Genomic DNA, 14,798 nt, shown 5'->3' with positions numbered 1-14,798 from the left:
CGCTATCCGCTGCCGGCCGGGGTGTGCTCCGCCGCCGCGGAGCTGCCTGCCGCCTGTTGTTCTGGGTACTGCTGTCGGCCCTCGTGCTGCCGATGACCTCCTGCCGCAGGGCGGTCGAGAAGGCGCGCCGCAACATGCGCATCGAAGCGGTCGAGAAAGTCGAACGGCAGGGGCTCTCCGGGGCCGAAGTCGTGGTGCGCGTGACGAACAATACGGGGTATAAAGTGGTGTTGAAACAGGCCAGAGTCGATGTCTTTTATGCCGGAAACCTCGTGACGAGCATCCTGCTGCGCAAACCCGTCGAGGTGCCACGCCGTACGACCGGGAGTGTTTCTTCGCTGTGGAAAATGCGGACGCCGGATCCGATGGCGCTTTACGCGCTGAAGAAAAAACTGCGGCAGGGCGAGGCGGCCCAAGTCGGTGTGTCGTTTTCGGTCGAGGGGCGCGGAGGCCCGTCGCCCGTAAAAATTTCGGAGCAGATGATGCCGTTGTCGGAATTTTTGAATATCTTTGGGCTGTCCTTGCAGGACGTAAAAAACTACCTGGAAGAGTAATGCGCAGATTGCAGACCATAATGCTCACGCTTTTCGCCGCGGCGGCCTCGGGGCCCCTGTGCGCGCAGTCGCTCGACGCTTTCAAGGAGCGCCTGGCGGCTCCCGTGGTTTCGGATGCCGCTTTCGGCATGGCCAAAGTCACGGTTACCGAGCACGGCGACGCCCGGCGCGCCGTGGAGGAGGCCTCGCGCAAAGAGCAGCGCCTCAATATCAAGGGATACCGCGTCGGTATTTTCTTCGACAACAGTCCGACGGCGCGGGACGGCGCTTTCGCGGCCAAGGCGCTCTTCGAGGAGACCTATCCGGACGTGAAGGTTTACATGGTTTACGACAGTCCCTATTATACCGTGTCGGTGGGAAACTGCCTGACCAAAGAGGAGGTTATCATGCTGATGGGCCGGATTTCGGCCACTTTCCCCAAGGCTTTCGTGAAAAACGAAACGCTCTCCATTGCCGACCTTTTGAACTGAAAAGATTCCTTTCTGAAAAATATTTCGATTTTTTTATTTGCTTTATCCGGGCGAATATATAACTTTGCGGCGTTACGGAATAACTAATTATTAAACCTTTAACGCTATGAAAAAGATTTTCTCTTTTGTCATCGTCGTAGCTGCCGTCGCAATGGTCGGCTGCTGTGGTAACACCAACAAGAAAGCCGCCGAAGGCGAGGCTGCCGCCGCTGCGACCGAGGTTTCGGCCTGCGCCGGATGCACCGAGAAGTGCGACGCCGAAAAGGCCTGCGACGCGGAGAAATCCTGCTGCGCCGAGAAGTGCGACTCGACCAAGTCCTGCTGTGCCGAGAAGGCCGGGGGCGATTGCTGCAACAAATAATTTTCGTTGGGCATGAGAGTGAGGGAGGTTCTCGAAAGAGAATTCCCTTTTTTTGTGCCCGGTTTTCGGGTCGTGCCGGTGCCTGCACAGGGTTTCGTCCTGTTTTTTTCGCTGCTGCTGTGCTGGTTGCCCCTGCCGGAGTTTCCGGGTTTGAGATTGTTAGGTTTCCTGCATAATTATCGTTATATTTGTGTAAACTTGAATCTTACGGATGTCTTCTGGACTCCTGTTTAACCTGAATTTAAAATTATGGGAAAATCTTTCGGCCTGTTCGCCATTCTGCTGCTCCTGCTGTGTGCACAATCGTGCGGCGACGATGAAAACCTGCCCGCAATAACTGTTTCCACCGAAACCCTCGACTTCCCGTCGGGAAAATCCACGCTCGAACTGGAGGTTTCCGCTACCCGGGAGTGGAAAATATGGGCCGATGCGAGCTGGTGTACGATTTTGGGCGCGGGGGTGGTCAACGAGCCCTGCAAAGGGAAGGTGCTTACGATCAAGGCGGACGAAAACAACTCCCTCAAAGAGCGGGAAACGACCGTCACGATCAGCGAAACGGGAGGGTCGGTGCGAGCCGTTACGGTGCGGCAGCGTGCCGCCGACGAACTGGCGCCCCGTTTCAAATCGTTCCGGTTCCGGGCGACCGCCAATCCCGGGAAACTGCCGGAGGATGTCGGCCTCACGATTGCCGGAACACGGCTCTCCGCCCGGACGTCGTTCGTCGTGGAGGACAAGGTGCTTGTCCCGGAGTTCGAATTCGACGGCGGGAAAGTTTATGCGGGGACGCAGGAGGTCGTCAGCGGAAAGACCGAAATGGATTTTTCGGGCCCGGTCGTGCTGACGATTCGAAATAAAAGCGGGGCGGAAAAGGAATATACCGTCGAGCTGATCTCCTTTACGGGGCTGCCGGTGGTGTATATCGACACGAAAGGCGTGCCGATCGACTCGAAAGAGGTCTATGTGCCGGCGACTATCCGTATCGTCGACAACAACGGGCAGCGCGCGAGCAGCATATTCGAGGAGACGGTCCATATCAAAGGCCGCGGAAACAGTACGTGGTTAATGCCTAAAAAGCCCTACCGGCTGAAGTTCGACAAGAAACAGTCGCTGCTGGGCGAGCCGAAAGACAAGTCGTGGGTGCTGCTGGCTAACTACATGGACGACGACTGCGGGATGCGGAATGCGACCGCTTATTCGATCGGGCATTTGAGCTGCATGGACTTTACGCCGACGGTTCATTTCGTCGAGGTGTTCCTCAACGGGCGGCACAACGGCCTCTACCAGCTGTGCGAGCATATGAAAATATCCGAAGACCGCGTGAATGTGACCGACGAGGGGTACCTGATCGAGGCGGAACAGCGTGACGACGAGGAGCAGACTGGCGACGTTTATTTCTGGGCGGAAACGGCGGAGCCCCAGGTCAGGCTCCGCTTCTGCATCAAAGATCCGGATGTGGAGAAGGGCAGCCCGGCCTACGACCGGATACGGGATTATGTCAACGAGGCGCAAAACGCCCTGTACGGCCCCGATTTCAAAGACCCGGAAAAAGGGTATGCCAAGTACCTGAATGTCGACACCTATGTGGACTGGTATGTGATCAGCGAGATTACCAAGACCAACGATGCGGCGCTTTACACGAGCTGTTACATGAATATCGCGCCCGGCGGGAAACTGAACATGGGGCCGATGTGGGACTACGACATCTGCATCGGCAATTCGAGGTGGAACGGCGACGGCAGCACCGACGGATACTGGAACCGGCACTCCCCGTGGTTCGCCCGGATGCTGGAAGACCCGGCTTTCGTGCAGAAAGTGAAAGAGCGCATCCGCTACTTCAAGGCCAACCTGCCCGCCGTGCTGGAACGGATGGACGTGAATGCGGAGTATGTCGGCCTTTCGGTCGTCGAGGATAACCGCCTTTGGGAGATGCTCGGGCCGAAAGAAACGGAGGACGGTTTGGTGCGGTCTGCTTTCCTGCAGGACGTGCAAGGGATGAAAAATTGGCTGACGGCCCGCCTCGACTGGCTCGACCAAGCCTCTTTCCGGGATTAGGCGCAGCTCCCTTTTCCGGCGGCGGAGCCTCTTTGCGGGAGCAGCTTTCCGGGACGGCGCCTGATGGAGTGCTCCGTGCGGAAAACTCCGCCGGCCCGGTTCTGTCGGACCCTGCTTCTCGGCCGGCAGGCGACGATGCGAAGCCGGAAAACGATTGCCGCCGGGTATGAAATTTGCCGGATCTTGTTTTTCGTTGCGGCGGGCGTTTGCGGCAAGTGGTAAACGAGTGCTTGTAGCGCCGGTTTGCAGACAGGCTATTCGGAAAAAACCGTATCTTTGCAGGCACCAAACATTACGACTATACGACTATGAAAGTACTGCTTATCAACGGAAGTCCCCATCGGGAGGGAAACACCTTTATCGCCCTTTCCGAAGTGGCACGCGCCCTGGAATCGGAGGGCGTGCAGGCCGAAATCGTTCATATCGGAACCAAAGCCGTGCAGGGATGCATCGCCTGCGGGAAGTGCGCGGAACTGGGACACTGTGTCTTTTCGGACGCACCCTATACGGTCGTGCGGGAGAAACTCGCCGGGGTCGACGGCCTCGTCGTCGGGTCGCCGGTCTACTATGCCGGGCCCAACGGCTCGCTGTGCGCCCTGCTCGACCGGGTGTTCTACTCCTGCGGCGAATACCTCGCCTACAAACCCGCTGCGGCCGTAGCCGTATGCCGCCGGGGCGGGGCGAGCGCAACGTTCGACCGCCTGAACAAGTATTTTACGATTTCGAATATGCCCGTCGTTTCTTCCCAGTACTGGAACAGCGTCCACGGACGGGTGCCGGGCGAGGCGCGCGAAGATGCCGAGGGGCTGCAAACGATGCGGGTGCTGGGTCGTAACATGGCGCGCCTGCTGAAAGCCGGCGTCGGCCCTGCGCTGGCTCCCGCGTCCGAAGAGCGGCTTTGGACACATTTTATCCGGTAGGGCACTGCCTCCGGACGGTTTTTTATCCCCGTTGGGGAAGAGGGCCCGGTTTTTTGCCGCGGGGCTGTATCCGATAATAAAACACCCGGTCGTGCGCTTGTCGCAGACCGGGTGTGCTTTTGTCGATTCTCCGAATCGCCCTGGCGGAGAGAAGGGGATTCGAACCCCTGAAACCCTTTAGGGGTTTACTCGCTTTCCAGGCGGGCCAGTTCAACCACTCCTGCATCTCTCCTTTCGGTTCGCAAAGGTAATAATTATTTTCAGATTTTACCAAAAATTGCCTTTTTTATCCGTCGGGAAACTGCCGCCGGCGATTATTGTTCGGGCGGTTCTTTTGCTGCGGGGGTCGTTTCCCGGAACCGGGCTTCCGCTTCGTCGATCTCCTCGCGCGTCAACGGGCGGATTTTGTCGACGTCTTCGGCCCGGAACACCTTGTGCTCCTGTTGCTGCGGTTCCGAGCGTTCCAATGCGGCGGCTATCGCCGCCATATGGCGCAGGGCGGTATAGAGACGGTAGGGGATGCTCACTCCCGTAAGGTCGTATTTGTCCTTGTCGAGATAGGTCAGGTAGGTGTCGTACTTGACGCCCAGAATGTATTTGTTGAAAAGTTTGTGGGCTTTCTTGTGACAGCGTTTTATATTTCCCGGCTCGAAAAAGAATGCGTCAAGAATCCGTGCAATCAGGATGCGCTGTTTGAAGTTTGAGGAGTTGTACATGTACGATGGTTTTGGATGGCCGGTGACATTACCGGACATGCGGTTCTGCTGTGCAGGGGCGGGCGGTGTTCGTCTCCGCAGCATGCAGCAGTCCGGGGATGTCGCGAACGGGCAGGAGCTGTCCGGGTTGTCGGGTCTTCATAGTTAATGGGGTAGTCATTACAAAGGTCAGAAAAGAAAACCGTGCCGACAACCGGAACCCCATACTTTGGGGTTTTTATTAAAGGGAATGTTGGTGAAATAGTATGCGATATTGTATCCGAATGCCTTTTTGAAAGCTTTGTTTTGTGATTTAATATGTTGATAGGCAGTTGATTGTGTGCTGTGATTAAGGATGCGGACAAAAAAAAGCCGCACATCGATTTGTGCGACCTTTCGCTGCGGGGAAAACCAGAGGATGGCATTCTCCGGTCTTTGCATATCCAATCACTTCGTTAATTACCGGCCGGCCGGATGCCGGGTCGTAAAAGGCCTGAATCCGCAATCGTGTCGGAAAGAGCCTGCCCGGTAGTGCAAAGATATGTAATATTGTGGATTATCAACTGTAACGGGGCGGTTTTGAGTGTATTATGGAATGCCGGGCAGCCGCCCGTCGGTTTAAAAGGGGTAACCGATGGCCAGGTGGAAACCGAGCCCGTCCTTGAAGCTCGGAATGTTGTAGTAGCCTTTTTTATCGGGGTTCGGGTAAGGCGTGTGGATTCCGATTCCGAGGTCGGCGCGGATAACCAGGTAGCTGATGTCGTAGCGCAGGCCGAATCCCGTTCCCAGTGCGATTTCTTTGGCAAATCCTTTCCATGTCAGCTCCGCTCCGGGGCGCTTGGGGTCGTTTTTCAGCAGCCAGATATTGCCTGCGTCGAGGAAAACGGCGCCGTTGAGCCGTCCCATGATTCCGAACCGGTATTCGACGTTGGCCTCCAGTTTGAAATCGCCGGTCTGGTCCAGGTATCCGTTACGGTCGCCGGCGGGCGGACGGTAGCTTCCGGGCCCCAGCGACCGGATGGTAAAGGCCCGGATGCTGTTGGCCCCTCCGATGTAGAACTGCTCGCTGTAAGGCATGACCGAGGAATTGCCGTAGGCATATCCTATGCCCACGAGCAGACGGGTCGCCAGCCAGTTGTTCCTGCGCCCGATGCGGTGGTAGAATTTCACTTCGCTCACGTTCTTGACGAACTGCGAGAAGAGGTTCCCGAAGAGTCGCTGCGGTTGTTTTTCCCCGAAGGCGGCCAGTATGCCCGAGAGGATATTGCCGGCCGAGGTTACGCTGTTCTGCCAGTAGAAACGGCGGTTCGCGGTCGCACCGTATGTTTTGTCGAAGGTATACGTATAGTTGATCGACGGCACGAACTGGTTGCGGAAGCTCATGGCGATAGCCGGGTTCTGGTCCATCGTCTTGTCGAACGCCTCGGTCGTATGCAGCAGTTTGTTGTAGGTGAGCCTGAATACGGTCAGCGTATGGCGGCTGTACGGCGAGGTCTGGAAGTTGTAACCCGCTGAACCGCTGAATGCGATCAGCCGGAAGAAGGCGGGGCGGTTCATCAGGTCTACGCCCAGCTGGAACGAGGTGCTGCCCGGGTATTTCAGCCGGCGCGTCATGGACGAGGGCAGCAGCAGCCTCGGGATGTTGAGGGTGGCGTTCAGCCCCAGTTCGTAGGAGTTGAGCCGCGATGAGCGCCCTCCGGAGTTTTTGTTGCCCGTCTGCCATTCGTAGGAGCCGTTCAGCTTGACGGCGAGGACTTCGCCGCCCCGGAACAGGTTGTTGTTGCTGACCTTGAACGTTATGCCCGGGCCTATGAAGCTGTTCGATTTGGAGGTTACGTCCGTTTCGAGGGCGGCTTCCAGCGGATAGTCGAACTGCGCGTCGATTACCACGTCGAGCGTGTCGGTGCCCCGCAGGGAGTCGAGCGGCGTGACGCTCAAATTGACGGAGCGGAAAATCCCCAGTTTGTTGAGGTTGGTCTGCGTCCGGGTCTGGGCATCGACAGTAAAGAGCTGTCCCGGCTCGAGCGAAAGCGCCCGGGCCAGTACTTTCGGCCGGATTTTCATCGGCTTCTGGGCCGTGACTTTCATTTCGCCCAGGCGCAGCGTATCGATGGGGCCGGGTTTGATGTTCGTCAGGTGTACCGTAATATCGCCCACCCGGTAGGGTTTGAGGGCCACTTCCGGGATGTTCTGTTTGAGGTTCAGCCGCAGGGCGACCTGCCGCCGGGCCGCGGTGGTGTCGGCGAGGTATTCCATGTATTCCGGCCGGAAGTAGTAATATCCCCGGTTGCGCAGGAGCTGGGATATGCGTTTGCGCTCGAGCGTAAGCGTGTCCAGGTTATACTGCGCTCCGGTGCGCAGCAGGGATGTCGCATACATACTGTCAATCAGGGGTTTCAGGCCTCCGCTCACATCCGGGTAGGAGATGTCCGCATAGTAATGGGGCGGTGCGATGCGGAGCGTGTAGTACACTTTCGCTTTGCGGCCGTGCTTGCGGTAGCGCAGCGAGTCGTCGGCCCGGGAGCCGAAATAGCCGTAGTTTTCGAGCACCTGCTCGGCGACTTTCGTCCGCAGCCCGGGCTGTACCCGTGAGATTAGCACGGGCTGCTTGGCCAGCCGTTTGTAGAGCCAGTATTTGAATCCCCGCTCTTTGGGCGTGTAGAGGTAGTTGTAGGCCCACAGGCCGATTGGCAGCGGGGTGCGGATATAGGGGCTGTAAAGCGGGTTGTTCGGGGCGACCGACAGCGGCTCCTTCACGGCCGACTCGGCGGCGGCGGAGAGCACGACGCCCGAATCCGGCTCGATGCGGATTTTTTTGACCCCCGTATACAGGACTTCGTCCGACCCCAGGCGGCGGGTCGTGGAGCAGGCTGCGGCGAGCAGCACGGCGCAAACGAGTATACAGCTGTTTCTAATGCGCATCGGACTCATTTCGTTTCTGTTTTTTTTCTTTCGGCCTCATCGGTTTGAACAGGTCGCCCAGCCGCGACAGCTTTTTCCGGATGACGAAGCCCACGCCTGTTTCGGTGATTTCGCCTTCGAGGATGCTTTCGTAGCCGGTGTGGCGGAACACTTTGAGGTACATGTTGTCCCGTTTGGTCAGCATGTATTCCAGCGAAATATCGTCGATGAGGTTCTCTTTCAGGTTCTGCGACGGGTCGGTGTCGGTGCTGAACTTGCCGCCGATGACGGCGCGCACGCGGTTGCTGAACAGGCTTTTGGAGAGCCGGTAGGAGTAGTCGGTGCGCTGTCCGTGCGGATCGTCTTCCCCGTAGGAGTCGATGCCGAAAGAGAGGTCGATTCCTTTGAGGTTGTTTTGCGCCCACTGGTTCAGCTCCTTCTGGATGAACGAGTTGAGCGGGTTTTCGGAGTTCACTTTCGCGGTCGTGCCCGGCCCTGTATAGGTGTTGTATATCAACAGGTTCATCGCCTGGTTGGCCCGCTGCTCGGCCGTCAGCGAATTGAGCTGGTTCTGCATCGTGAGGTCTTCGGGGGCCGAGAGGCCGAAGCTGATGGCAAGGTCGTTCAGCGTATTGCGGATGTTGATGGAGATGTCGAAATTCACCGGGCGGGAGTCCTGCCCGTCCCCGCTGACGCTGGCCCGTACGGTTTCGACGGCCGTGATGTTGAACGCCGGATCGGCGATGTTGCCGACCCACTCGACGTAGCTGTCCGGTGTGATTTTGAATATCTTCTGCGAAATTACGGGCGGGTTGTAACGCACCGTGCCGCCCGAAAGCACGTATTTCCCCGACAGGCTGACGTCGCCCAGCGGATTCATCGTGTAGGTCAGGTTGCCCCCGCCCTGCAGGTCTATCCGGTTGCTGCCGTCCGCCGAGAGGTCTACGGCCGCCCTGACGTCGCTGTTGATGTCGACATTCAGGAGCACGTCCATCCCGCCGATTCGTACCGCCGGGGCTGCTTCGGCCACCTGCTGCGAATCCATGTCCCGGAACGAAACGAACGTTACGATATTCTGCGGACGCTCCTTGACGTCCATCGGGGAGTCCTGCATGACGTAATTGATGTCCGTGCCGCCCAGCAGGGCGACGTTGCCGCGGACGACGAGCTGGTCGAGGGGCCCTTTGGCCGTGGCGTCGAAATCGAGGCTGGCTTTCCCGTAGACGGCCGTGCCCTCTTTGCGGGCCACGTTCACGAACTGGAAATCCGATGCCTGCAGCGCGATGTCGGCCCATATCCTCCCGAAGTCGGTGAGGTCGACGCTGCCGTCGATTGTCAGCGGGCTTTTGTTCGGGGCCGTAATCGCGTAGTGGTCGAACACGACCCGGCTCCTGTCGATACGTATCGTGTCGGACGAGAGGCGGAACGAAGTGCCGATCATCGGCACGCGCACGTTTGTCTGTGCGAACTGCACGCCGCCGTTCAGCTCCAGCCGGTCGGGAGCACCGCCCGCATGGAGCCGTCCGTGCAGGCTCCCGGAGAGGCGGAGCAGGTCGGCAGGCAGAAAGACATTGGCCTTTTGCAACGGAAAGCCGGGAATCGTTACCGTGAAGTCGAGCGGGCTTTCCCGCTCTTTCCGGTAATCTCCCTGTGCGGAGAGCACCTCGGCCCCGTCCAGGGCGAGCCGGAGTGCGGCGTGCTGTTCCCGGCCCTGCTGGTAAAGCACCCCGAGGCCGACGTCCCCGAAAAGCTGTTTGTCGTATGCCAGGCCTGCCACCGAAACATTGCCCCGGACGGCCAGGCTGTCCGTTGTCCGGGCCAGCGTCACGCCCGCGCCCAATATGCCGCCCACAGGCGGCGCCGAGGGCAGCAATTGCAGGATCGCACCGATGTTCAGCCCTGCGATGTCGAGCCGCACGCCGGACGAACCTTCATCTGAAACCGTATGGACGGCGAACTTCTGCTCGCCGTGGGTCAGGTCGAGGTCGGCCTGGGGCCCCTTGTCGAACCTGTAAACGAGGTAGTTGCCGGGGTTCACCGCCCAATGCTCGAACCCGAATACCGGGTCGGCCGGCGTCACGCTTGCCCGGATCAGGCTGTCGTTCCACTCGGCATCCAGGCCGAAGCGGAATCCCTGCTGTCCCGCGCGGTTCTGTTGGTAGAGGGTTACCGCAGCGGTATTTTCCACGATATGGCCGTACAGCCCGGCGACGGCGATATTGTCCAGGTTTCCGGGAGCGTTCGCTATCCGCAGGTCGTATTCCAGCCGGCTCCCTTTTTGCCGCAGGCGGGCCGTCAGGGTGTCGAGTACGATGTTTCCATAGGCCAGCCTCTCGGTGCGTATCCCAAGCGACAGGGGCAGGGAGTCGCAGTTCACGCCGTCGATATGCAAGGTGTCGAACGCGATTTTTTTGCTCTTCAAATAGCTATTCAGGATGTTGTTGCGCCCCGCCGTAACCTGCAGGCCGAAGCAGGGCAGTGCGGGTTTCAACGTCTCCATGTCCAAGTTTTGCGAGCGCACCTGCTGTGCCAGCACGCCGGCGCTCCGGGTCATGGACGCAACCAGTGAGTCGGGCGGTTCCGGGGCGGAGAACGACAGCGACAGGTCGCCCGAGGTCAGTCCGGCCCGGGTCGCAGTCCTGTCGGCGTGGAATGTCACGCTCGTCGGGCGAATGCGGTCTGTCCGGTGTCTGTTCCGGATTTCGATGCTGTCCAGTGCGATGCGGGCGGTGTAGCTGCCGGCGTCGAAGGCGGTGGCGGCAGCTTCCAGCGTAAACGAGCCGCCGATTTCTTCCGGGGTGATTCCCATACGGGCGAGGTCGAAGTTGAAGACATTGCCCGACAGGGCTGCCTGCTGTTCCCGTTCGGTCAGCAGGCCGGAGATGAGCAGCGACAACCGGAGCGCCTCGTCCCGGTCGGAAAGACGGCCGGACAGACGGTGGTTTTCGAGGCCGGCGGCCAGTTCTATTCCGCCGAAGTCGTGGCCGAGGTACTCCGCACGGTCGATTTGCAGCCGGAGGTCTGCCCGGGTTTGCGGTAAAAACGGGTCGAACCCGGCGCCCCGTGCCGTCAGTGTCATATCCAGCAGGCCCAACGAATCTGCCGGGAGAAAGCGGTTCAGCGGAAGGCTGTCGCACCGGAGCGTCGCGTCGTAGGCCTGTTTGCCGGGCTCGACCCGGCCGTTCGCGGAGAGCCGGCCGCCGTCGGCTTCCAGCGCCGTAGCGAGCGAATACACCCCTTGCCCGGCGTCTGCCGCGCCGCGCAGGAGGAGCCGTTCGGGAATCGCCACGCGCCGGCGCAGGGCCGAATCGGGCAGCAGGGCTTTCAGGAATTCCAAGTCCCTGAAATCGCCCTCGAACTGCGCCGCGGCTTCCAGTTCGTCGGGGGTGAGCACGTTTTTCGCGTTTGCGCTCACCGCGATGTCGATATGTCCGGGCGACGAGATGTCCAGCCCTGCCCGGGCGATGTCGTTCAGGGTGCCGGCCGCCGTCAGTTCCAGCCGGACGATCCGGTTGTCCAGCACTGCGGGAACCCTGTCCGGATATAAAAGTTTGATGTCTTTCGTATTCAGCCGCGCCGAGAGTTCGGCTTTCAGCGGAGCCGTCGGATTCATTTGCAGTATCCCGGCTCCGGCGGAAATGTCGGCCTGCAAACCCGAGGACGGCGTGGAGAGCGTGAACCCGGACAGCGAAATGCCGGAGGAATCCATTCGGAACCCTCCGCTCGCGTCCCGTACCGCCAATCCGCTGCGCTCGGTAAATGCCATCCGGCGAAGCTGCAATGCGATGTCGCCGCCCCGGTTATAGAGCGAATCGACGGCCAACTCCAACGACGCGAGGGCGATGGATGCCGGGTCGAATCCTGCGGCGGGCCGATGTCCCGATGTCCCGTATTCGAGGTCGTTGTCGGCCAGGACGAGGCTCGCGATCCGCACAACCCACGGCTCGGACGGCGTTGGGGCATCCGGGGCGGCCGGTTCTTTTTTTTCGGTTCCGTCCGGAGCCGTCCGGTAGGCGTATTCGCCCCGGTTCAGCAGGATGCTTTTGACGGATACCTGTCGGCTGCCGAGCGCTACCCGGCATTCATCCACCTCGCCGTCGGGCAGCCGTACGGTGAGGCCGGATACGACGGGAGCCGTCTGCATTCCGAACGCGAGGTTTCCGACCGTCAGTTTTCGGATGTCGACCTGCCACGGCAGGGCTGCGGCCGAGCTGTCCGCCTTTTCGGCAGGGGCGGCTTGCGTCAGTTTCAGGAATACATCCCCGTCCGACAGGGCGATACGGGAGATGCCGGCCGTCTTGGCGGACAGCCCGACCTTGCAGTCGTCCAGTGAAAACGAACCGACCACGGCTTTCAGCTCCATGCCCGCAACGGAATCCCTGTAATGCGCCGCGAGTTTTTCCAACCCGAAACTCCTGATTGCAACCTCTTTGCGGAGCAGGGGCCACAAGGCGGCATCCAGCCGGAGGCGTCCGCAGGAAAGGAGCGTGTCGCCCCTGTCGACCAGCAGCGTGTTGTCTACCGAAAGCCGCAGCGGGAAGGAGAGCCGGATGCGTTCGATCGACAAATCCATTCCGAGTGTCCGCGACGCGTAGCCGACGGCCTTTCCCCGGACATAGTCTTGTACGGCAGGGATGTAGAGCAGGGCGGGAACGAGCACCAGGACGATGACGATGACCAGCAGCGTGCGGAGCGTATATTTGAGTATCTTTTTCAGCATCTGTTTATAACCGATTCCTTGTTTGCCAAACGGCAGGGCTTCGGTGCGAAATCCCCGCCTGTTGCGCGGAATGTTATGCAAATTCCACGCAAGTTACTAAATACCCGACGATTGCACAAGCATAAGTTTCCCTTTAAACAGTCCCGTTTAAAGTGTTTCTCGTCTTTATTCGTTTTCACCTTTCCGGGGTGCGGGCGTCCGAACGGCCTGTTTCCGGTGGTGTGATACCGACAAATATTTAGAAATCAGCGGTTTGTCTGCCGGTGCCGTGCAGCCGCGCACGAACCGGGGAAATCGCCCGGTTTCGTTGCCGGAACCTTGCCCGGAATCAAGCCGCAGGCGACGCTTCCCGTTTCCCGTTCCGCTGGCGTGGGCGGGGTGTAACAGACGGCTGATGAAAGACGAAACAGCGAAGCCTGTACCGTATCGGTACAGGCTTCGCTTCTCTCCGGAGCGCACCCCGGACATTGGGATGACGGGTTATTCGTCGGATTGTTCGACGAAAAATTCCTGTCCGCCGTTCTCATCGTCCTTGACGACGATGCTGCCGTCGGCGTTGATGAAGAAGAAGTAGAGCTCTTCGATCACGGCATTGGCCGGAAGTCCGAAAAACTCCTTCGGGTAGAGGTACTTCTCGAAACGGGGGCCGATCAGTTCCATGCGGTTGCGCGGCCCGGCGGTCGTGATTTCGGCCAGTTGTCCGCCGTCATGTACGGCTGTGCCGCATAGGTATACTTCCCCGGCATCTTTCAGTGCGGTGCCTCTGTAGGAGAAGGTTATGCCGAAAATATCGCCGTAGCGGAATACCGAAGGCGTGGTGGTGAATACCTGGTCGTAGGTTTCGATGGGCTTGAACGCCTCGGCGAAACGCTGGTTGCTGCGTTCCAGGCCGTAGGCGTCGTAGCAGTACGAATAACCCAGTTCGCAGCTGACGGGATCGGCGCCGGTCTTCAGCCTGATCTTGACGTCGGCATGTACGTCGGCCGTCTCGACCTCCTGTCCGTCCACCTCTATCTTGTCGTCGAATATGAACGTAGTGGACGAACGCCACACGACCCACTCCATTGCCGTCTGTCCGTCGTTGCCGCCGAGGCCGATGACGTTCATGAAGGAGTCGGCCCAGGGAAGTCCGTTTTTAGGGTCTTTTGCATCGGCGGGCATCAGGGTGAGCTGTTCGTTCACGACTTCGGGCTGCTTCTGGATCGCGTTGTAGTCCTTGGTAGTCAGCCAAAGCGTGGCATTGTCGCGGAGGTTCCATGCCTTCGGGGCCAATACGGCGAACACGACCTTTCCCGAGCCGTCTTCACCCGGGGAGACCCGGAGCTGGGCCGTGACCTCGATCTCCGAGTCGGTCAGGGCACGGTTCGGTTGGATGATGCCGTCGAATTCGAGGCAGGCGACTACGAGCAGCGGCAGCGCCGCGAGCAGCGTTCCGAAAAGGATTTTATGTCTGTTGAGTCTTTTCATGGTCGGACGGTTTTAGAGGGGCTTGAATATATACTTGTAGGTCAGGAGTTTGCTGTCCAGCTGGAATTCCGTCGTGAAACCATCCTGGTCGAAAGTGGCGATGACGGTATCCGTATCCTTGAGCCGAAGCACGTTGGGGGCGGGATAGACATTGGTGTCCAGTTCGCATTCGACAGGGCCTTCGGGCAGCGGCTCGGCGAAAGGCGAGAAGGGAACGTTGCCGTTGTCGAATGTGACGGTGATTTTCAGTGGCGACACGTCCAGCGTCATGCGCAGCGAGGAAAAATAGTCCAGTTTCCCGAAGATCTCCGTACCTTTCGGGTTCTCGGGCGGACACAGCAGCACTTTGTCGAGCCGGTAGGTGACGGTGTAGGTGTCGGGGTTCTCGCCTGAAGGCGGGGTCGGATCCGGTTTTTCGACCGGGATGTACGGCAGGGTCGTCTCTTCGTCGCATGCTGAGAATGCGCATGCGACGAGCGCGGCAATAAGGATGATTGTGTATTTTTTCATAGGTTACAGGTGTTTTTGATGTGTTCGGTTGATGCGGGCATCCGAACCGGCAGGCCGGTTCTGCGTGCCTCGGGGAAGTGCTGGCATATGAGTTTTCAGGGTGTCATAGGCATAAGTGGTTTTTAGGGTTCATTTAGTTTTGTCAGTC

Annotated in this window: 10 protein-coding genes and 1 tRNA gene; 5 read left to right on the top strand and 6 right to left on the bottom strand. The window is 59.1% G+C overall.

The features are described from left to right. The 5 genes from QZT71_RS06680 to QZT71_RS06660 all read left to right on the top strand — a co-directional run. On the top strand, positions 1-554 hold a 554-nt coding region (locus tag QZT71_RS06680; RefSeq protein ID WP_295914158.1), incomplete at its 5' end, for a hypothetical protein. Then, positions 554-1,024: a hypothetical protein gene (locus QZT71_RS06675; RefSeq protein ID WP_295914156.1), complete on the top strand. Its 471-nt coding sequence runs from the start codon at positions 554-556 to the stop codon at positions 1,022-1,024. The genes QZT71_RS06680 and QZT71_RS06675, both read left to right, overlap by 1 nt. A gap of 106 nt (positions 1,025-1,130) precedes the next feature. Further along, positions 1,131-1,385, top strand: a complete 255-nt coding sequence (locus QZT71_RS06670) for a hypothetical protein (RefSeq protein WP_295914154.1) — start codon at positions 1,131-1,133, stop codon at positions 1,383-1,385. 249 nt (positions 1,386-1,634) lie between these two features. Continuing rightward, positions 1,635-3,437: a CotH kinase family protein gene (locus QZT71_RS06665; RefSeq protein ID WP_295914152.1), complete on the top strand. Its 1,803-nt coding sequence runs from the start codon at positions 1,635-1,637 to the stop codon at positions 3,435-3,437. Between the two features lie 308 nt (positions 3,438-3,745). Next, on the top strand, positions 3,746-4,357 hold the full coding sequence (locus QZT71_RS06660; RefSeq protein WP_295914150.1) for a flavodoxin family protein: 612 nt from the start codon (positions 3,746-3,748) through the stop codon (positions 4,355-4,357). Between the two features lie 141 nt (positions 4,358-4,498). On the opposite strand, the gene QZT71_RS06655 is transcribed toward QZT71_RS06660, so the two are convergent. From QZT71_RS06655 to QZT71_RS06630, 6 genes are all read right to left on the bottom strand, one after another. Next, positions 4,499-4,589: transfer RNA gene (locus tag QZT71_RS06655), tRNA-Ser, on the bottom strand. Between the two features lie 82 nt (positions 4,590-4,671). Continuing rightward, the gene (locus QZT71_RS06650) at positions 4,672-5,073 is read right to left on the bottom strand and encodes a hypothetical protein (RefSeq protein ID WP_295914148.1); all 402 of its coding nucleotides are present in this window, start codon (positions 5,071-5,073) and stop codon (positions 4,672-4,674) included. A gap of 597 nt (positions 5,074-5,670) precedes the next feature. Next, positions 5,671-7,983 (bottom strand): BamA/TamA family outer membrane protein, encoded by a 2,313-nt coding sequence (locus QZT71_RS06645; protein WP_295914145.1) that lies wholly within the window; start codon positions 7,981-7,983, stop codon positions 5,671-5,673. Continuing rightward, positions 7,964-12,673 carry a translocation/assembly module TamB domain-containing protein gene (locus QZT71_RS06640; RefSeq protein ID WP_295914142.1) on the bottom strand — a complete coding sequence of 1,570 codons (4,710 nt, stop codon included), beginning with the start codon at positions 12,671-12,673 and terminating at the stop codon, positions 7,964-7,966. Before QZT71_RS06640 ends, QZT71_RS06645 begins: the two co-directional genes overlap by 20 nt. A 480-nt stretch (positions 12,674-13,153) precedes the next feature. Next, on the bottom strand, positions 13,154-14,140 hold the full coding sequence (locus QZT71_RS06635) for a DUF4961 domain-containing protein (RefSeq protein WP_295914139.1): 987 nt from the start codon (positions 14,138-14,140) through the stop codon (positions 13,154-13,156). 12 nt (positions 14,141-14,152) lie between these two features. Continuing rightward, positions 14,153-14,650 (bottom strand): hypothetical protein, encoded by a 498-nt coding sequence (locus QZT71_RS06630; protein ID WP_295914136.1) that lies wholly within the window; start codon positions 14,648-14,650, stop codon positions 14,153-14,155. Positions 14,651-14,798 lie beyond the last annotated feature (148 nt).

It is taken from the genome of uncultured Alistipes sp. (genome assembly GCF_902388705.1).
Lineage (GTDB): Bacteria > Bacteroidota > Bacteroidia > Bacteroidales > Rikenellaceae > Alistipes.
This window is presented reverse-complemented; position numbering and strand designations above follow the sequence as displayed.